This is a genomic window from Mesorhizobium sp. WSM4845, assembly GCF_055811455.1.
Map to the genome: position 1 here is coordinate 115,206 of NZ_JBVVQA010000013.1, position 17,592 is coordinate 132,797.

14 protein-coding genes, 3 pseudogenes and 1 riboswitch are annotated in these 17,592 nt (G+C 60.3%); of the genes and pseudogenes, 12 read left to right on the forward strand and 5 right to left on the reverse strand.

Going from position 1 to position 17,592, the window contains the following annotated elements; translation table 11 throughout:
• Positions 1-708 precede the first annotated feature (708 nt).
• Complete coding sequence (locus AC0L2C_RS16820) at positions 709-2,634, forward strand: molybdopterin cofactor-binding domain-containing protein (RefSeq protein ID WP_473523908.1); 1,926 nt, start codon at positions 709-711, stop codon at positions 2,632-2,634.
• A 301-nt stretch (positions 2,635-2,935) separates the two neighbouring features.
• Positions 2,936-3,133, forward strand: coding sequence for a hypothetical protein (locus AC0L2C_RS16825; RefSeq protein WP_473523909.1), 198 nt, complete (start codon positions 2,936-2,938; stop codon positions 3,131-3,133).
• 285 nt (positions 3,134-3,418) lie between these two features.
• Here AC0L2C_RS16825 and AC0L2C_RS16830 read toward each other — a convergent pair whose 3' ends face one another.
• Entirely contained in the window at positions 3,419-4,015 is a 597-nt protein-coding gene (locus AC0L2C_RS16830; protein ID WP_473523910.1) for a DUF6088 family protein, read from the reverse strand.
• Between the two features lie 340 nt (positions 4,016-4,355).
• A complete protein-coding gene (locus tag AC0L2C_RS16835; RefSeq protein WP_473523911.1) occupies positions 4,356-4,577 on the reverse strand; it encodes a hypothetical protein in 222 nt (73 codons plus the stop codon).
• 651 nt (positions 4,578-5,228) lie between these two features.
• Here AC0L2C_RS16835 and AC0L2C_RS16840 point away from each other — a divergent pair.
• The 5 genes and pseudogenes from AC0L2C_RS16840 to AC0L2C_RS16860 all read left to right on the forward strand — a co-directional run.
• Positions 5,229-5,615: pseudogene (locus tag AC0L2C_RS16840) on the forward strand (DUF5131 family protein); the annotation flags it as partial.
• A gap of 27 nt (positions 5,616-5,642) precedes the next feature.
• Entirely contained in the window at positions 5,643-5,978 is a 336-nt protein-coding gene (gene tcmP / locus AC0L2C_RS16845; protein WP_473523912.1) for a three-Cys-motif partner protein TcmP, read from the forward strand.
• A gap of 16 nt (positions 5,979-5,994) precedes the next feature.
• Positions 5,995-6,510: a hypothetical protein gene (locus tag AC0L2C_RS16850; protein WP_473523913.1), complete on the forward strand. Its 516-nt coding sequence runs from the start codon at positions 5,995-5,997 to the stop codon at positions 6,508-6,510.
• Positions 6,507-6,803 (forward strand): annotated as a pseudogene (locus tag AC0L2C_RS16855) (restriction endonuclease); the annotation flags it as partial. The gene AC0L2C_RS16850 and the pseudogene AC0L2C_RS16855, both read left to right, overlap by 4 nt.
• Positions 6,804-6,898: 95 nt before the next feature.
• Entirely contained in the window at positions 6,899-7,456 is a 558-nt protein-coding gene (locus AC0L2C_RS16860) for a hypothetical protein (RefSeq protein WP_473523940.1), read from the forward strand.
• A gap of 364 nt (positions 7,457-7,820) precedes the next feature.
• On the opposite strand, the gene AC0L2C_RS16865 is transcribed toward AC0L2C_RS16860, so the two are convergent.
• The 3 genes from AC0L2C_RS16865 to AC0L2C_RS16875 all read right to left on the reverse strand — a co-directional run bounded on the left by AC0L2C_RS16865 (position 7,821) and on the right by AC0L2C_RS16875 (position 9,581).
• Positions 7,821-8,690 carry a nucleotidyl transferase AbiEii/AbiGii toxin family protein gene (locus AC0L2C_RS16865; RefSeq protein ID WP_473523914.1) on the reverse strand — a complete coding sequence of 290 codons (870 nt, stop codon included), beginning with the start codon at positions 8,688-8,690 and terminating at the stop codon, positions 7,821-7,823.
• Positions 8,683-9,300, reverse strand: coding sequence for a type IV toxin-antitoxin system AbiEi family antitoxin domain-containing protein (locus AC0L2C_RS16870; protein ID WP_473479302.1), 618 nt, complete (start codon positions 9,298-9,300; stop codon positions 8,683-8,685). Before AC0L2C_RS16870 ends, AC0L2C_RS16865 begins: the two co-directional genes overlap by 8 nt.
• A 77-nt stretch (positions 9,301-9,377) precedes the next feature.
• Entirely contained in the window at positions 9,378-9,581 is a 204-nt protein-coding gene (locus tag AC0L2C_RS16875; RefSeq protein ID WP_473523915.1) for a hypothetical protein, read from the reverse strand.
• A gap of 285 nt (positions 9,582-9,866) precedes the next feature.
• Here AC0L2C_RS16875 and AC0L2C_RS16880 point away from each other — a divergent pair, with 285 nt between their 5' ends.
• The 5 genes and pseudogenes from AC0L2C_RS16880 (at position 9,867) to metE (ending at position 16,961) form a co-directional block, all read left to right on the forward strand.
• Positions 9,867-10,112 (forward strand): ArsR/SmtB family transcription factor, encoded by a 246-nt coding sequence (locus AC0L2C_RS16880; protein WP_473523936.1) that lies wholly within the window; start codon positions 9,867-9,869, stop codon positions 10,110-10,112.
• A 131-nt stretch (positions 10,113-10,243) separates the two neighbouring features.
• Positions 10,244-11,581 carry a serine hydroxymethyltransferase gene (locus AC0L2C_RS16885; RefSeq protein ID WP_473523916.1) on the forward strand — a complete coding sequence of 446 codons (1,338 nt, stop codon included), beginning with the start codon at positions 10,244-10,246 and terminating at the stop codon, positions 11,579-11,581.
• A 54-nt stretch (positions 11,582-11,635) separates the two neighbouring features.
• Positions 11,636-12,811: a methionine adenosyltransferase gene (gene metK, locus AC0L2C_RS16890; protein WP_473523917.1), complete on the forward strand. Its 1,176-nt coding sequence runs from the start codon at positions 11,636-11,638 to the stop codon at positions 12,809-12,811.
• 109 nt (positions 12,812-12,920) lie between these two features.
• Positions 12,921-13,913, forward strand: coding sequence for an adenosine kinase (locus tag AC0L2C_RS16895; RefSeq protein ID WP_473523918.1), 993 nt, complete (start codon positions 12,921-12,923; stop codon positions 13,911-13,913).
• 387 nt (positions 13,914-14,300) lie between these two features.
• Positions 14,301-14,500: riboswitch (cobalamin riboswitch) on the forward strand.
• A 91-nt stretch (positions 14,501-14,591) separates the two neighbouring features.
• Positions 14,592-16,961: pseudogene (metE, locus tag AC0L2C_RS16900) on the forward strand (5-methyltetrahydropteroyltriglutamate--homocysteine S-methyltransferase).
• The last annotated feature ends 631 nt before the right edge of the window (positions 16,962-17,592 follow it).

Genomic DNA, 17,592 nt, shown 5'->3' on the forward strand with positions numbered 1-17,592 from the left:
GAAGGCATCGTAGAGCCGGCCAGAGTTGCCTCTCACCTGAAGCCGAGGCGCGCCTCAAGCCATTGTTGCTGTGCAGGTCTTTGCCGCCCTGTGCAATTTGGGAGACCACGCATCAATGAAGCGGATCAGCTTGCTTCTGCTGAGCGCATTTCGGGGCTCGGACCTGGGTCCCTCAAGAAGAGAGTGGTTCGATCCGGCACTGACCCTAGGGCGGGGGGCTTGATTGGGCCGCTGCCGGACCGAACCGTCTCAGGCAACGCCGGCTATGTCGTGGGATATTGCGGCAACTCCGCGGCCAAACCGTGGCGATAATGTGTCGCAGATTCACCGATTCCAACACGCGCGTTGCAAACGTGACTGGACATCCCGGAAACCGCCCAACGCTGCTGGGATTGACGGGAGCCCTGAGGCCTGGCGACACACCACCACAAGCCAGCCTGCGTCGCCCGACCACATTGAGCTCGACCATATCCTTCGGAAGGGCTCACAACAGAGGACATGTCTATCAGGACACTCGGACCCGAAGCAGAAGTCATGCGCTTCAATTTTGCGGACTTGTACAAGAGGCCCGGCGATTTTCATGATCTGGCAAGGCCGTTCCGTTTGTCAGCGATGCCGGAATGGCGGAACGGCCCCGAGTCGGGAATATACAGGTGAGACGAGCCGGCCGGGTGTGGGGTCGGGCTATGGGCCGTTCGGGGAGACGGCATGAGCGGCAGCTTTTCGCGGCGCCAGTTCATCGCAGCGGCGGCTGGCGCGGGGATCGCGGTCAAGATCGGATTTCTGGGTCGGCCCGCATCGGCTGCGCTCATTGCCAATTCGCCCGGCCGTTCGCCAAACTGGATCGGACCGGACGGTCGGCCGCGTTTTCGGATGGACGCCGTGGCCAAGGTCACCGGGGACAAGACCTTCACCCGCGATTTTCGCGCCCGTGACATAGCGGGCTGGCCGCAGGAACAGAGCCACGCCTTCCTGATCCGCGGCACCCGGGTCGACGCCCCGTTCGACGGGCTGGACCTCTCGGTGCTGGGCGAAGATCTCAAGCCCGACCGACTGATAGCCGGCGAAAACCTTGTCCGCGATGGTCTTGCGCCGCCGGAAACGACGGCTCCCGGCTTCTATGGCGACATGTTCCTGGTGCCGAAGGGACGCATTCCGCGCCTGCTCGGTCAGCCGGTCGCGCTCTTGATCTACAACGATTTCGCGCGGTTCGACGCGGCCAAGCGGCTGGTCCGTTCCGCGAAGGGCATCGTGCGCTGGGGGGCGGCCGCCGGCTACGACACGCCACCGCATTACGGCGCCAGCCGGTTCGTGCGCATCGGCGGCGCGGCATCGGATGAAACCGACATTTATGCTCCGCTCGAAGGCACCACGATCTACGGCAGTTTCGACGGCGATCAGGTCGTCTGGCCGAAGCCGGATCAGAGCGGCGATGCGGCGGCCCGCGCCATGTGGGCGGCGGGCGAGATCGAGCGTGAGATCACGGCTGCCGGCGACGACGCATTGGTCCTGAAGCGAAGCTATTTCTCGCAGTCGATCGACGCCTCCGCGATGGAACCCGACAATGGCAATGCCTGGTTCGAGCCGGGCAGTTCGACGCTGCACGCAATCATCGCGACCCAATCGCCCTATGAGGTGGCGACCTCGACCTTGGAAATGCTGTCGAAATCGCGGTTCGCGGTGAAGGCGCTCGACCTTTCGATCGGTTACACGGTCGGATACGGTACCAAGGATCATTCGATCTTTCCCTACTACGCCATCCTGGCAGGCCTCTATGGCGACGGGCGGCCGGTGCGTCTTGCCAACGATCGGTTCGAGCAGTTCCAGATGGGGTTGAAGCGCCATGCCTTCTGGATGGAGAACACGCTTGTCGTGGATCGCTCCACGCACGCTTTCCGCATCATGAAAGGCAACCATCGCACGGATGCCGGAGGACGGCGCAATTTCTCGCTGGACGTTGGCAAGGTCGGGGCCGGCGCGGCGCAGAGCATCTATTATCTGCCGAAGAGCGATTTCTCGGTCGAGGTCCGCGCTTCGCGCGCTGTCGATGCCGGCTCGACGCGCGGGTACGGAACGCTGCAGACCATGGCCGCGACCGAGATGATGGTCGATGAGGCGGCAGAACTGCTTGGCATCGACCCGATCGAGCTTCGCCTCAAGAACGCGTTCAAGACCGGCATGAAAAACTGGCAGGGCGCCATTGCCGGTGAGGCGCTAAGGACCGAGGAGATCCTGGAGCGGGCCCGTGCCCATCCGTTGTGGAGGGATCGCGCTGCGAACAAAGCGGCGTTCGATACCGCCAATCCGGGTAAGTGCTATGGCATCGGTTTCGCGCAGGTGCAGAAGGATTACGGCACCGGAGCCGAGGCAGCGGTGACCACTCTGTCGCTCGATCCGTCCGGTCGGCTCACCATGCGCCAGAACGGCAATGATATCGGCACGGGCCTGACCACCTCGCAGGCGGTGATGGTCGCGGACATCATCGGCCGGGTGCCGGACGACTGCGCCTTCGGGATCGTCGACTGGCCCGAGATGCCTCTCGTCTCGACCGAGGAGCCCTATACGACGCCGCAGGACAGGGAGGACGCGCTGGCACGCATCCGCGCTGGACGCCCTCGTTTATTTCCCCGATGAGCGCCTCAAACAGCGCCTATTTCGTCGGCCACGCCACGCTGATGGCGGCGCGCGCGCTGCTGCGCCTGTCGCTCCGGCCGGCTGCGGTCGCGCTCTGGTCCAGTGGACCGGGCGGCGGGCGGGCGGGGCCGCTCGCTATCGATATGGCGGATCTGCGGATCGCCGACGGCAAATTGACGGCTGGAGGGATGGAGCCGCTCGCACTGGAACAACTCGCGGCGTCGGCGCACAGGCTCGGCCTAGTCACGGGGTCAGCGTCCATGTTTTCAACCGCTGGCAATGGGCCGAGGCGGTGTTCGATGTGCCGAACGTCGGCGCCGTCCGCTTGCCGGTCGACGCGCTTTCGGTCTGCTATGGCCAAAGCGCCACAGCTGGTTTGAAGGCGCTGATGACCTCCGGCGGCTTCCATTTTCTCGACCGGCGCCAGGTCTTCTATCCGCCGGTATGGCGCCTGAAGGCTGCCGTTATGTCCGTTATTATGAGGCGGTCCGTCACGTGATCCTGAGCAGGCCCGGCCTGGTACATGGCTGAGGTCCGGCGATGAGGCGTTCCTGGATATTTGGCCTGCGGCACGCATCAGGTCGACGTGCAGCCAATACGGGCGTTTCTGTTTCCGGCACCTGGGCGTGTCCCTTTTGCTTGCCGCGGTACGGTCAAATAGTTCTCGTCCGTGCCTGCGCTTGCGCGGCACGCCTCGCAAGAATATGCGGCTCGCGTCCCAATGTTGCCGAAGCGGTCCAGAAGAGCGTCTCTTTCTTGGCCCCGTTTCAAATCGAAGAACGGTTCACCGCTCATTTTCTGCTTTCGAGATCGCCGCATGGACCCAAGCTGGCACTTTCCCCTTGAGGGCGACTACGCGAGTCCATTCCTCGGGTGTCAGTCTGTTCTTGAGCAACTTCGCGTAGTGGACACCGTTAGCTCGGCCAAGGTGCGCGATTGCCCGGATGGCTTCGCCCGACCTGTTCTTTGGCAGGCTCGTGATCCAGGCGGGCGCGTGCTTGAGGCGTATTGTGCAGCGGTCAAGTTTCAGGTTCTTCGACTTTCCGGTCGTGAGAAAGACTGTTTGAACCGGAACTTGTGTCGTCAGGCCGAGCTGGTTCGCCGCCGTAGCACCGGTATTGACGACCTTCTCACCTGACAAGGAAGCGTACGACTTCACGACGGCTTCCACTTCCGGCAGCACATATCCATACGGCGTCTTCCTGTAGGGCGTGTACATTCCCCTGTAGACGCGCGCCAGTTCGCCCTTTTTGGCAAGTCTGCTCAGAGCTTGATCGGCTGCCGCAGGGTTTCCAGAGCCAACGAATTCCTTCGAAGTGAGCAAAGCACGTTCCTTGGCTCTTTTCGTACGCATTTGAACCGCCCGCGTGACCCCTTCCATGGCATTAGCTCCTGTCAGAGAGAAGATTCGAGTTCTGACCGAATTGTCTCTTATCGTATTGATTAGAAAGAACAGTTCAAGATCGGCTATGGCCAAATCTGGACGCTATATCCCATCCAAATTATGACGCGGCCTGCCTGTGCATAACCGGAAGTCTGAATTGAGCTTTTTTGGAACGGGATCAAGGCTGCCGCAGGTCTTGGGGCCGTCCTGCGTGGACGAATGAGGCATCCCGGGTCGGGCGACTGCGGAAGATGGCCCGAGTCATTGCCGCCTTCGCCCTGAACTTCAGGCCCGACGAGGTTGCCGATGATCGGCAGCTCCATGTCGGGGCCGCGGCTCAAGGTTTTTGGGAATCAAATCGCGACCATCTTACGGCCGCACCAAAGTCGAAATCGGCCAATTCGAGCTTCAGCGTCGGATCCACAGTTCCCCGTGTTTTCCTGAAGGTCTCGCCGAAGTCGTCTTCCAGAGCCACATTGGCCAACGCAAATTCGACGAGCTCGGCATCAGATGTCAATCCGGTTCGAGCTTTGGCCTTCTTAATTAGATCAGCACTCACCGCCCCGTAATTCTGCCGTCCTTCTCAGCGCGCAGGCCGGATTCTTCCGCCCTCTGCAGGACGGCGTTAATCCTGGCCAAGCGACGCATCTGCAATTTCTCAGCCAGTTTGGGAAGGGTTCTCGTTCGCTTGCCCACGGATTCTTGGCCGCGACGCATACGTACAGCTGTCTTCGTCATCGGGATTTCCGCAGGTCCCGTTTAACAAAAATCGATTTTAGCAATATAGCAGGCAAGGTGTTTTTTCAAATACCCAAAAATAAAACGGGTGTTGGCAGCCCCGGAGTTGCGTTGCTGAAGCTCTCCGAAGGGAGGGATGCCACGGCTGCAACCGACCCGTTGGCGGGGTCCACTCGGAGCACCAGGTCGTAGGCGCTCCCGGGCCAAGCTCGCAGCGGGAGTTTTCACCTCGTCCGAGCGGCCCGGCAGCGCCAAGTTGGCACGATTCGGGAGTGCTAGCACCGCGCCAATTCGAAGACCGGTGCGGCCTTGACCCTCGCCAGCACCTGACATACTTTCTATAAGCAATTTGCGTAGGGAACGCGTGTGCAGCCCGATGATATCGAACTCATTGTGGGCGCTGAAATTTCGGAGGACCCAGCCTCCTCTTTGATGTCGTCACGCCCGATGGCGTGCTGACGTGGAGATGGGCGACATCCTGCCCAATGTCTGGCTGGGCACGAGCATTGAAAACGCGGACGTCGTGAGCCGAGTCGACTATCTCCGCCAGGCACCCGCGACCATTCGCTTCATCTCCTTTGAGCCTCTGATTGGATCGGTTGGCACCGTCGATCTCCGTGACATCCATTGGGCAATCGTAGGAGGTGAAAGCGGCAAATTCGCTCGACCGATCAGGGAAGAATGGATCGATGAAATTTACGGCCAATGCCTGACGGCCGGTACCGCCTTCTTCTTCAAGCAGTGGGGAACCTGGGGCAAGGACAATAAAAAGCGTTCAAAGAAAGCCAACGGGCGTGAGTATCGGGGCCAGACTTGGGACGAGATGCCGACTACCCCGCAGGACGCGGTAGCAATGTAGAATAACATCCGGCGGGGGGAAGTTTAGGTGGTCGAAAAACGATATGAATGGGTCGACGGAGCAAAGCTGGAGGAACACTCTCGCCGCAAGCATAAAATATTGCGCGAATATGTCTTCGACTACCTGACGGTTCGCTGCAGGCTGCCTCAGCAGGAGCGCTTTCGCCTTGCTATCGTCGACGGTTTCGCTGGCGGCGGGCGCTACCAGTGCGGCTCACCTGGATCGCCGTTGATTTTCATCGAGGAACTGAAACGAGCCCTCGAGGCGGTGAACACGAGCGCGCCGTCCAAGGGCTTGGCGCTGTCGAAGTTGAATGCCTCCTCGTATTCAACGACGCCAGCCGCGAAGTCATCGAGCTTTTGAGGACGCACGTCGCGCCATGCAAGCGGAGGCAAACCAAGCCTGCCCAAAATTGCATTTACGCGTCGAGTATCTGAACGAGTTCTTCGAAGTCGCCTATCGGGCTAGGCAGGTCTACAACAATGTCCTCCACGACAACGCCAGCTTACAGGCACATTTCGGTCGGTCTGGCCTTAACATGCTGTCCTATGATCCAAAGCATCATGAAGGCATGCTCTATCTCTTCGATATCAGCGGTCGAGCTTCGGCGAAGAATCAGCTTCTCGGGGATATTCCACGCCTGATCACGGAATCCGGGGACGCCATGTCCGTCATGGACTTCCATGAGAGCATCCACAACATCACACCTGCACATGCGGACGATGTGCACGCGGCGATCATAGAGAATCCGGACCTTGAGGTCATAACCCCCGCTGGAGGTGAGCGGAGGAAGGCCAATACAATTGGCGTCGATGACGTGATCAAGATCAAGAAGCAGATCAGCTTCTTCCCAATGTTCTTGAACGCCGGGACAAAGGGCGGTGCCAAAGGATGACCGCGCGGCGTCGGGACCCGGAATCGCGCGAGTTCGAATGCCTAGTCGCGCGGATTGAGGCCGACGCCGGACCTCAGGGCCTGGTCGTTACGTCGCCGGATCGTCTTCGCTGCAAACTCACCGGTCGGATGAGAGAAGTGGATGCAAGCATTCGTGCTCGGGTCGGCAGCACCGAAATGCTTGTTACAATCGAATGTCGAGGCTGGCGAAAGACCCAGGACGTAACTTGGATCGAGCAGCTAGCCACAAAGAAGTCTTCGATTGGCGCGGATCGAACCATTGCCGTCAGTGTATCTGGCTTTTCCCCAGAGGCTCAGATTGTCGCGTCTCATGCGGGCATTTCGCTGCGGAAACTTTCGGAAATTACGGTTGCGGAAATCAACTCGACTTGCGACTGGACTTTGTGCTCTTTTGGCATCGGGCCTGTGCCATTGCACAGGTCGGCATCCGGAGATTTCGTTCGCTCGATTGGAAAGTTCCCAGTCCCCAGGACGTCGATTTCATTTTACCGGAGGATACTGACCCGCTCGCACCGATCTTTCGCAACACTGAGTCCGATACAACTTGGTCTCTAAACGATCTGTGGGACCAAATTCAAGAGGCCGCAGATCCGTTTGACGGCATTCATAAGGCGCAACCGCCTGCGTTCCGGACGGCATGCTTTCCTTATCCTGGCTCAGTCACCCTCACAACCACCAACGGCCCCTGCGTGCTCGGTGACGTCCTCCTCACCGTCGCACTTTGGACAGAGGCCGAGCAGATCACTCTCGATGAGGGGCACAAGGTCGAATACGCATCCGACGAGATGGCCGCGATCCAGCGCGTCGAATTCGCCTCGCGCCGGCGAAAAACGAACGATTGGCGCATCTCCCTCCAGATCCCAAAAGACTCCGAGGACACCGCCGATCTGCGATTGGGAGGCGATCGGTCTGAAGCCGAGAAATAGCGACACACATTGCATTTTGAAAAACGTCTACCGGTTTGTGCCCCCGCCCGGCCCTACGTATGCGCAGCAATCGGACAATCTGCTGTGAGAATCCTGGCCAGTGGCGTGCATCCCAGGGAGGGATCTCAATGAGTATCGCCCAGACAGTTCGACCGGTTCATTTGCGACCGGCCCATCGTCTCGGGTCGTAGTGGCTCTCGCTACGGCCGCCGCGAGCGATACTGGCCTGAACGTTGGACCCGATACGCGCTCTGGAGCAGAGAAGTGAGCTCGATCGGACTAGGGACGTGCTGATGGGGCGTACATCCACTCAGCGCGAACGCCTTGTCCGCTCCCCACAATCCGACAGTGGAAATCAAGCTGCTCATTGGCCCAAGCTCGCTGCTGAGGCTGCCTGGGGCATAAGGAATGCAGCTACATCTCTAATGACGTTCCCAAGATCACCCGGATCGTGAGCGACTTCTCCAACAAACGCGCGCCACTGTCGCTGCTTTTGCGCATCCTCGGCAAAGGCCGACGTCAGCGCATCGGGCAGGTCTTGAGGTATCGCCGTTCCGCGCCGCGCGAAGGTGGCGGCGATCGCTCGTGGCAACCTGTCGTCGTCGAAGGTGAAGGACCGGCTAAGAATCCAGATGTCGTAGAAGTCCTTCATCCTGCTATTCGCCCGCCCCAGCGCCACCATCGCCTGAAATTTCTCGGCAATGACGGTTTCCCGCGCATAAGCCCGCAGCCGGGGCATGGGAAAGTCGAGCATGGAAGGATAGTCCAGCTCTTCGGCACCAGGCTCCAGCGCATCGCCAAAGCCGATGTCGATCGTCAGGCTGACCCGGGCGCCGCTGATCGAGGCCGTCGTCCGCAGCCTGAGCCCACCATACTCCAGCTCCTCGCGAATGCGGTCGACCCGGAGTCGGTCAGCGTCGAACTCGACGCCATCGCCAGCGTCCTGCGCCAGGACCTCCCGAAACGTCGCCAGCATCGGCTCCGCGCTCGGATCGCCAAAACCCAGCAGGTCAAGGTCGCGGGTGCCGCGGTGCGGATCATCGAACCAGCTCATCATCAGCATCGCGCCCTTCAGCACGAAGCGGTCGGCGTGGGGTGACTGGCTAAGCCGGAAAAGCAGCCGCTCGAGGGCGAAGCGGGTCAGAACCAGATCGAGGGTCTGGCCACTTACCTTGGCGAGTTGCAGCAGACGTGCGCGCACTGAGGCGCCGATGTTCTTGATCTCTTTAGCCATTGGCAGTCAGCGCCTCGATATACGGCCGGATGACCGTGGCGACACCGCCACGCTCAGCCTGCCTGGCAATTTCGCCGGGCGTGGCCTTGCGCTGGCGAAGCGCTTCCTGGAGGCCCTCGATCGCCACCGACAGGCCGATCTTGTTGCGATATCGAAAACAGTCCGCGATTGTTTTGACAACCCCAAAGACCTTTACGGTCACGCCCTCGACAACATGAGTTTCGACGCTGTCGTTGAGCAGACTTTCGGTAAAACGCACGATGCGAATGGGTGTGCCGTCGGGTTTGGGAGCCCAGTCTTTCTGGCCGATGGCCAGCCATACCTGTCTCGGAAGCTGATCCGTCAGCTGGTGGAATGCCAGGGCTGACACAAGGCAGACAACGCCTTTGGGTACGCGCTTGGCAGCCTCGGCTAGGCTATGATTAGCGTCGAGCGGCGCATCGGAGAGCTGGTAGAGCCCGCGTGCGAGCCGGAGCACCTCCCCATCCCGTTCCATGCGACTCATCGTGGCCGCTGTTACGCCGGCGTTGCGAAGCTCCGCGAGACGCGCGATTCCGCGCACTGTCAGAAGTGCGTGGGCGATTTGGCGCTGGGGAGCGGGCTCTGGCATTGATACGAAATCTAGGAACTAAAGGGTTACAGTCCGAGGATTTGTATCACTTGTTGAGAATCAATGGAAGCCAATCGTCAGCCGCATTGAGCCTTGCGCCGCAGCCATGCTTTGAGCTCGCCGTGGACGGCGACGCCTTCGAGCAGGATATCGGTTTCCTTGGGACGTGGTCCATCGGGATAGAGATCGGAGCCATGGACAAGATGGATTTCATCCCCGTCGATGCTGAGCGTCCCATCGCGCGGCGACCGGCGCATGAAGGCCTCGGCCGTACGCCGCATCTTCGCAAGCCGGCCTTACCGCGCAGCCGCCGTTGTGCTGGGGCGTATCCGGTATGCACGTGTCGCAACAGATCCTTCAAAGAAAATCGCGGACTTTTAGCACTCTAAACCGCTGAGAATATGTACGTTGAGCCTATCATTTGGGCTGCGGGTCGAGACCGTGACGTATCGGAAACGATCTGCGATGCGGTCGGGCGTATTGACCTCGTCGGACGGCAAGATTGCCTCTGAAAGAGTGGGAGGACGCCAAATGGAGGAAGTCAATACAAGGAGTGCCGGCCGATGATGACACTGGTCAGGCGCCTAAAGGCCGCGGCTCATCTTGATCGACTTCGAATCCTGGGACTTTGTGCGCATGCGGACCTGACCGTCTGCGAGCTAGCAGAAGTTCTGAGTCTGTCTCGCGAGCACGTGGTCGCACACGTGCGCCAGCTCGCCAGAGCCGGCTTTCTTCTCGGCAACGAACATCGCCCCTGGCCTTCGTACCACCTCGAAGCAGGAGGCTCGGACGGCGGCTTGGTTCATTGTTAGTTGATCTCCTGCCCCACGGCGATGGCCATCACAGACAAGACCTACAGCGCCTGGAGGCGATACAGGGCGCGCGGTCCAAGGTGGCCGCCTGCTTGTCCTGAAACTTAGTCCCAATGGAGCGCGAAGCTGATATGAACAATTCGACTGGCGGCGCCATCGCGGAGCTTGACACTTGCGAGTGGCCTCACCTGGCTGTCGCAGATTCTCGCGTTCACGAGCTGCTTTTAAGACAGGAGCGCCAGGAGCGGACGACCCTCAAACTTATCGCCTCCGAGAACTTCGCGTCCTCGGCGGTGTTGGAAGCGACCGGGTCTATTTTCACCAACAAGTATGCCGAGGGATATCCCGGCGCGCGCTACTACGCCGGAAACGAGATTGTCGATGAGCTTGAGAACCTCGCCATCGAGCGATTGAAGGCGCTATTCGGCTGTGAACACGCCAACGTGCAGCCTTATTCCGGCTCGCCGGCCAATCAGGCTGTCTGTCGAGCGCTGTTGTGTCCGGGAGACAAGATGATGGGCTTGACCCTCCCCGGCGGCGGGCATCTGACGCACGGTTGGGCCGTCAACTTCTCTGGCACTGACTATCAGCGAGTTCCGTACGGGCTGCACGAAAAGACGCAGCAGATTGACCATGACCGTTTGCGCGAGACGGCCAAACGGGAACGACCGAAGCTCATTTGGGTCGGCGGAACTGCTTATCCGCGTATCTTTGACTATGAGGCAATGGCCGAAATTGCTTCGGAGGTGAACTCCTATCTGGTGGCCGACATCGCCCACATCAGCGGTCTCGTTGTCGCAGGAGTGCATCCGAATCCCGTTAGCCATTGCGATGTTGTCACCAGCACCTCTCACAAATCGATCCGCGGCCCCCGCGGTGGCTTCATCTTGTCAAGGAATGAAGACCGCCATCAGGCGCTCTACCATTCCAAAAGCAAACACAATCTGGCCAAACGCATAGACCGTGCCGTGTTCCCTCTCCTCCAGGGCGGACCGCATATGAATACGATTGCCGCGCTAGCTGTCGCTCTGCACGAAGCAGGGAATGCAACCTTCCGTGTGTACGGTCAGCAGATCGTCAACAACGCCAAGGCTCTGGCCCAGGCCCTTCTGGAGCGAGGTTATGAACTCGTCACGGGGGGCACTGACAATCACATGCTGATCCTTGATCTTAGGGACCGGCCGCTGTCCGGGAAAGCCTATGCCGAGCGCTTGTCGCAAGCAGGTATCATTACGAATTTCAACATGGTGCCGGGGGACCGGCGCCATCCCGCGCTCACCAGCGGCATTCGGTTAGGCACGCCAGCAGTGACGTCTGTGGGCATGCGCGAGGCGGAAATGCTGCAGATTGCCGCTTTCATCGACCTGGTTTGCCGCCAGCCCGATGATTCGGACGTCCATGCCCGCGTGCGCAGAGACGTTGCCGACTTCTGCGCTGCGTTCGACGTGCCGGGCATCTCCGACAGGTAAGACGGCCTGATCAACTGTCACATCTATTTCCAACGTTTGAAGCGAGGAAATCCCATGACCAGAAAATTCGTGTTCTCTTCCGAATCCGTCGGCGCTGGACACCCCGACAAGATGGCCGACAATATCTCAGATGGCGTGCTCGATGCGATCCTTCTCAAGGATCCCAAGGCTCGCGTTGCTTGTGAAGCGTTGGTGAAATCAGGGATGGTCGTTCTGGCTGGCGAGATCACCAGCCACGCGCAGATCGACTACAGCCAAGTTGCCCGCGATATCATTTTGGACATTGGATATGACGACGATGCGATCGGCTTTGACGGCCGGCGTTGCGTCGTGATCTTGGCCTTGACCGAGCAGTCGCCTGACATCAGCCAGGGCGTCGACGAGGGACGAGGGCAAGATCTCGAGCATGGAGCGGGGGATCAGGGCCTCATGTTCGGGTACGCGTGCAACGAGACCGAAACATTGATGCCGTTGCCAATCCAACTTGCTCACGAGTTGACAAAAAAACAGGCAGAGGTGCGCCAAACCGGACGCCTTGGCTGGCTTCGCCCGGACGTTAAATCACAGGTATCCGTCCGTTATGAGGGTTTGCGCCCGGTAGCGCTTGATACCATAGTCCTGTCGACGCAGCATGACGAGGAGGTCTCACAAGCCACGGTCCGCGAAGGCGTCATTGAGGAGATCATAAGGCCGGTCTTGCCCCACGACTTGGATACGACGGGGATAAGGTTCCTGGTCAATCCAACAGGCCGGTTCGTGGTCGGTGGGCCGCGCGGCGATTGCGGTCTCACCGGACGCAAGATCATCGTCGATTCCTACGGCGGTATGGGGCGTCACGGCGGCGGTGCCTTTTCGGGCAAGGACCCGTCCAAGGTTGATCGGTCGGCCGCCTATGCGGCGCGGTACGTCGCAAAAAACGTCGTTGCCAGCGGACTGGCGGAGGTGTGCGAGGTTCAGCTTGCTTACGCGATCGGTGTCGCCGCGCCGGTCTCTATCCTCGTCAATACATTCGGAACCGCAAAGATTGATGAAAAAAGGATCGAGCGCGCCGTCCTTGAGCTTTTCGATCTCCGGCCGAAAGGCATCATCAAGGCGCTTGATCTCTTACGGCCGATTTACCGCAAGACCGCGACATACGGACACTTCGGCCGCGAAGAGCCGGAGTTCACCTGGGAAAAGACGGACAGAGCTGACGACCTGTTGCGTGAGGCAGGACCGGCAGCTGCGTGATGCGCGGGTATTGGATGCGTCGGCGTAGGGCGACCCATTCCACACTCGCCAAAAACACGCCGGCCCCGGCGTGGCGAGAAGCCGGCTCGGGTTTTTGGCGGAGACACTGATGTCGAAATATGACCTGCTTTGCATCGGCAATGCCATTGTCGACATCATAGCCCAGTGCGACGAGGCATTCCTTGAGACGAACGGCATCATCAAGGGCGCGATGAACCTGATCGACACGAGGCGCGCCGAGCTACTCTACAGCCGCATGGGCCCGGCTATCGAAGCCTCCGGCGGCAGCGCCGGCAACACGGCGGCGGGCGTCGCCAGCTTCGGCGGCCGCGCCGCCTTCTTCGGCAAGGTCTCGAACGACACGCTCGGCGTAATCTACGCCCACGACATCCATGCCCAGGGAGTTGCCTTCGACACCAGGCCGCTCACGGGTGAGCCGCCGACGGCGCGCTCGATGATCTTCGTCACCCCTGACGGCGAGCGCTCGATGAACACCTATCTCGGCGCCTGCGTCGAGCTCGGGCCGGAGGATGTCGAGGCCGACAAGGCCTCTGGCGCCAAGGTCACCTATTTCGAAGGCTATCTGTGGGATCCGCCGCGCGCCAAGGAAGCAATCCGCCAAACGGCGATGCTGGCGCACGCGGCAGGCCGCGAAGTGTCGATGACCCTGTCGGATTCGTTTTGCGTCGATCGCTACCGAGACGAGTTCCTCGAACTGATGCGTTCGGGCACGGTCGATATCGTCTTTGCCAACAGCCACGAGATCAAGTCACTCTATCAGACATCGTCGTTTGACGAGGCGCTGGCGCAGATCCGCAAGGATTGCCGTATCGCCGCCGTGACCCGCTCGGAAAAAGGTTCGGTGATCGTGCGCGGGGACGAGACCGTGGTCATCAAGGCGACCGCCATCAAGGAACTGGTCGACACCACGGGTGCCGGCGATCTCTATGCCGCCGGCTTCCTGCATGGATACACGCAAGGCCGCGACCTGCAGACCTGCGGCGACCTTGGCTCACTGGCGGCCGGATTGGTGATCCAGCAGATCGGCCCCAGGCCACGGCAGAATCTGCGACGAGAGGCTGAGCAGCCGGGGTTGCTGTAGGGGGCATTTCCGCGAAGTGCTGCCCACCTTCCCGTTTTGCAGGCTGTCCAGACAAGCGCGGGTAAACGTCGCGTACCCGTCCGTGAAGGATGGCGGTTTTCTCCAAATTTCTGATTTCTTGAGGCTCAGGAACGTTGTCACACTTCGGGCCAGTACTGCCGGCCGATCATGATGGCCAACACGCCCTTTTTGACGAAGGTCGTTTTGAGCCGGGATCGTACAATTGACAGATTGCCCGAGCGACCAGGCACAGCCTGCGCAAACCGGAGAGTGGCGCAAATGGCTCAGCTCTACCCGCGACCTGCGACTTGGGAACACGCCGCAGGTGAACGGCTCACATAAACACATAAACATTTCTTTATACGTCATTGACAAAGGGGGCTGCTGCGATTGTCGGCGCGTCGTGGTTCTCCGCAAGGCGTTGCCGTAGCGGAGCTAAGAGGGAAGCCGGTGCAATGCCGGCGCTGCCCCGCAAATGTAAGCGGCGAGCCAAACCCATCAATGTCACTAGGGCGAACTGCCCCGGGAAGACGGGGCAGAGGCTGTGACCCGCGAGTCAGGAGACCTGCCACGGCCAACAACGTCCACGGGCGGGGTGTCTGGTGGCCGCGGCAGCTCGGCGTTGATGCCGGCCTGCTAGCGCCTTCCTTGTCCCCGCCCCAACCATCGGGGTATGGAATGAATGTTTCCCAGCAAGTTCCCATAGCAACGCTTGGCGTGCCGCGTATCGGTCGCCGGCGAGAACTGAAATTCGCGCTCGAAAGCTACTGGTCCGGAAAATCGTCTGCTGCCAACCTAGTGTCGACGGCCAAGGCACTGCGTGCCGCCAGCTGGAGCGAGCAGCACGACCGCGGCGTGTCGAAAATCCCGTCGAACGATTTCTCACTGTATGACCATGTGCTCGACACCGCAGCAATGGTCGGCGCCGTGCCAGCTCGTTACGGCTGGACGGGCGGCGAGGTCCCGCTTGACATCTACTTCGCGATGGCGCGCGGGACGCAAGGCGATACTGCGGGTTGTGGACACGCCAGTCACGGGCATGCAGTTCAGGGGCAGCGCGTAACCGCGATGGAAATGACCAAATGGTTCGACACTAACTACCACTACATCGTGCCGGAGCTGGGCGACGATCAGACATTCGCCCTCTCGCCGGCGAAACCAGTCGATCACTTTCTGGAGGCAAAAGAGCTCGGCATCCATACACGCCCGGTCATCCTTGGACCGGTGACCTTCCTCAAGCTGGCGAAGTCTCCCGACCAGGGCTTCAATCCCATAGCGCTCCTACCGCGCCTGCTGCCCGTCTACGAGCAACTCCTGCAGAGGCTGGAGCTCTCGGGGGCCGACTGGGTGCAGATTGATGAGCCGGCCCTTGTGCTCGATCTTAACCCGAACGAACGAGCTGCCTTCGAATTCACCTATGGGCAGCTGTCGAAAGCCGCGCCCAAGTTGAAAATTATGCTGGCTACCTATTTCGGGCCGCTGGGAAACAATCTCGAGACCGCGCTTTCGCTGCGCCTGGCGGGCCTGCATCTCGACCTCGTGCGCGCTCCCGAGCAGTTGGAGACGGTTGGTCGGCTCGCACCGAAGGATCTGGTGCTCTCACTTGGCCTGATCGACGGCCGCAACGTCTGGCGCGCGAACCTTGGCTGCCATTCTCGACCGCATCAAGCCGGTCGTTGCCGGGTGGCCGCTGGATCGCGTCGAGATTGCGCCTTCCTGCTCGATGCTTCATGTGCCGATGGACCTGCGGATGGAGACCGCGCTCGATGTAGACCTCCGTTCGTGGCTGGCATTCGCCGCCCAGAAGACTGAAGAGCTGCTCGTGCTGGCCCAAGCCTTGTCCGAAGGCAGGGAGGCCGTAGCAGGCGCGCTGAAGGCTTCTGAAGAGGCGACCGCCGCGCGCGCAATGTCTGCAAAGGTCCATGATCCGCTCGTCCACGGGCGCGTTAGCAGCATTGACGGCGTCATGAAGCAACGAAAGAGCGCATTTGCCAAGCGCTCGAGCATCCAGGCCGACACGCTCGGCCTGCCGCCGTTCCCCACGACGACCATCGGGTCCTTCCCGCAGACGCCCGAGGTGCGCAGGGCGCGCTCCGCCCATGCGAAGGGCCGGCTGAGCTATATCGACTACCAGGCCTTCCTGAAGAAGGAGACCGAGGCGGCGGTCCGTTGGCAGGAGGAGATCGGGTTTGGACGTGCTGGTACATGGCGAGTTTGAACGCAACGACATGGTGCAGCATTTCGGCGAGCAGCTGTCCGGCCTCGCCTTCACCCAGCATGGCTGGGTGCAAAGTTACGGCTCCCGGCTCGTGCGCCCTCCCATCATCTTCGGCGACGTATCGCGGCCCAATCCGATGACGGTTCTCTGGTGGCAATTTGCCCAGTCGCTGACGAAAAAGCCAATGAAGGGCATGCTCACAGGCCCAGTGACGATTCTTAACTGGTCTTTTGTTCGCGACGACGTACCCCGCGCCAAGGCCTGCTGCCAGATCGCACTTGCCATCCGCGATGAAGTGGCTGCCCTTGAAAGAGCTGCCGCAAGGGTGATCCAGATCGATGAGGCCGCGTTTCGCGAAGGCTTGCCCCTGCGGAAGTCCGACTGGAAACATTATCTCGGCTGGGCTGTCGAATGCTACCGGATCGCTTCGACGGGCGTAGAGGACGCGACCCAAATTCACCCACGTGTGCTATTCAGAGTTCAATGAGATCATCGACTCGATCGATGAACTGGACGCGGACGTCATTTCGATAGAGACGTCGCGCTCCAAAATGGAACTGCTGGACGCCTTCACCAAGTCCAAATATCCGAACGAAATCGGTCCTGGCGTCTACGACATTCACTCACCACGTGTCCCGGAGATCGGCGAGATATTGCATCTCGCCCAACTTGCCCGCGAGCGACTGTCGGACGGCCAATTGTGGGTGAATCCGGACTGTGGCCTCAAAACAAGGAAATGGGAGGAGGTCCGCCCTGCCCTCATCAACATGGTCGCTGCAGCACGCGCGCTAAGGGAGAAAGTGCAGGCGCAGGCCGCTGGGCCACTGTGACGGGCAAACATGTGACCCGCGGGCTTTGCGGATATTTAAGGCAGAAAGGACGCCATCGAAAGCCGCGCGCAAGTCGGTCGACGCGTGCGAGGCCCCCACCCTTGTCGTCCAGCCGAAGGTCCGCTCGACGACTCAGCGGCGGACAGGATCTGGAAGCACTTCTGGTCGTCCGAAGACGGATGATTTCGCCACGAAATGGAGGAAGGCGGCTTTGTCCATGAGCTTCTGCCTCTCACACCGCCAGCGGTCAACAGACACTTCACCGAGGGCGAACGATGCCGCCGGTGCACCGGCACATCGAGATATCGGCGGCGAGGTCGACCATCGAGAGCATCGGTCGCATGTGGCGGACATCGACAAAATAGCAATACCGCCTAACCGCAAGCTGCGACCATTCCTCATCGCTTGATTGAAACTTGGCTGCATCTGGCATGGCGCTTGCTCCGCTTCCGCTAAGGTTCGCTGGAACAGGTTTTCACGCGCACGGGTCGCGGTGAAGTGTTGCTCGACACAAAGGCAGCCGCCAACATTACGATCGATCCAAAGATCTCAGGATGTGCTCTCCGAGCCTACCTTTCCGTTGTTTAGGCTACCGGAGGAGCGGCGAGGAGTAGAACCAACCAAGGTGTAA

What these genes read in the sequence shown, in the direction of transcription:
- AC0L2C_RS16880 (WP_473523936.1), top strand. Translation starts at nt 9,867, where the DNA reads ATGACACTGGTCAGGCGCCTAAAGGCCGCGGCTCATCTTGATCGACTT.
- metK (WP_473523917.1), top strand. Translation starts at nt 11,636, where the DNA reads ATGACCAGAAAATTCGTGTTCTCTTCCGAATCCGTCGGCGCTGGACAC.
- AC0L2C_RS16870 (WP_473479302.1), bottom strand. Translation starts at nt 9,300, where the DNA reads ATGCCAGAGCCCGCTCCCCAGCGCCAAATCGCCCACGCACTTCTGACA.
- AC0L2C_RS16875 (WP_473523915.1), bottom strand. Translation starts at nt 9,581, where the DNA reads ATGCGGCGTACGGCCGAGGCCTTCATGCGCCGGTCGCCGCGCGATGGG.
- AC0L2C_RS16830 (WP_473523910.1), bottom strand. Translation starts at nt 4,015, where the DNA reads ATGGAAGGGGTCACGCGGGCGGTTCAAATGCGTACGAAAAGAGCCAAG.
- AC0L2C_RS16865 (WP_473523914.1), bottom strand. Translation starts at nt 8,690, where the DNA reads ATGGCTAAAGAGATCAAGAACATCGGCGCCTCAGTGCGCGCACGTCTG.
- AC0L2C_RS16885 (WP_473523916.1), top strand. Translation starts at nt 10,244, where the DNA reads ATGAACAATTCGACTGGCGGCGCCATCGCGGAGCTTGACACTTGCGAG.
- AC0L2C_RS16850 (WP_473523913.1), top strand. Translation starts at nt 5,995, where the DNA reads ATGCAAGCGGAGGCAAACCAAGCCTGCCCAAAATTGCATTTACGCGTC.
- AC0L2C_RS16820 (WP_473523908.1), top strand. Translation starts at nt 709, where the DNA reads ATGAGCGGCAGCTTTTCGCGGCGCCAGTTCATCGCAGCGGCGGCTGGC.
- AC0L2C_RS16895 (WP_473523918.1), top strand. Translation starts at nt 12,921, where the DNA reads ATGTCGAAATATGACCTGCTTTGCATCGGCAATGCCATTGTCGACATC.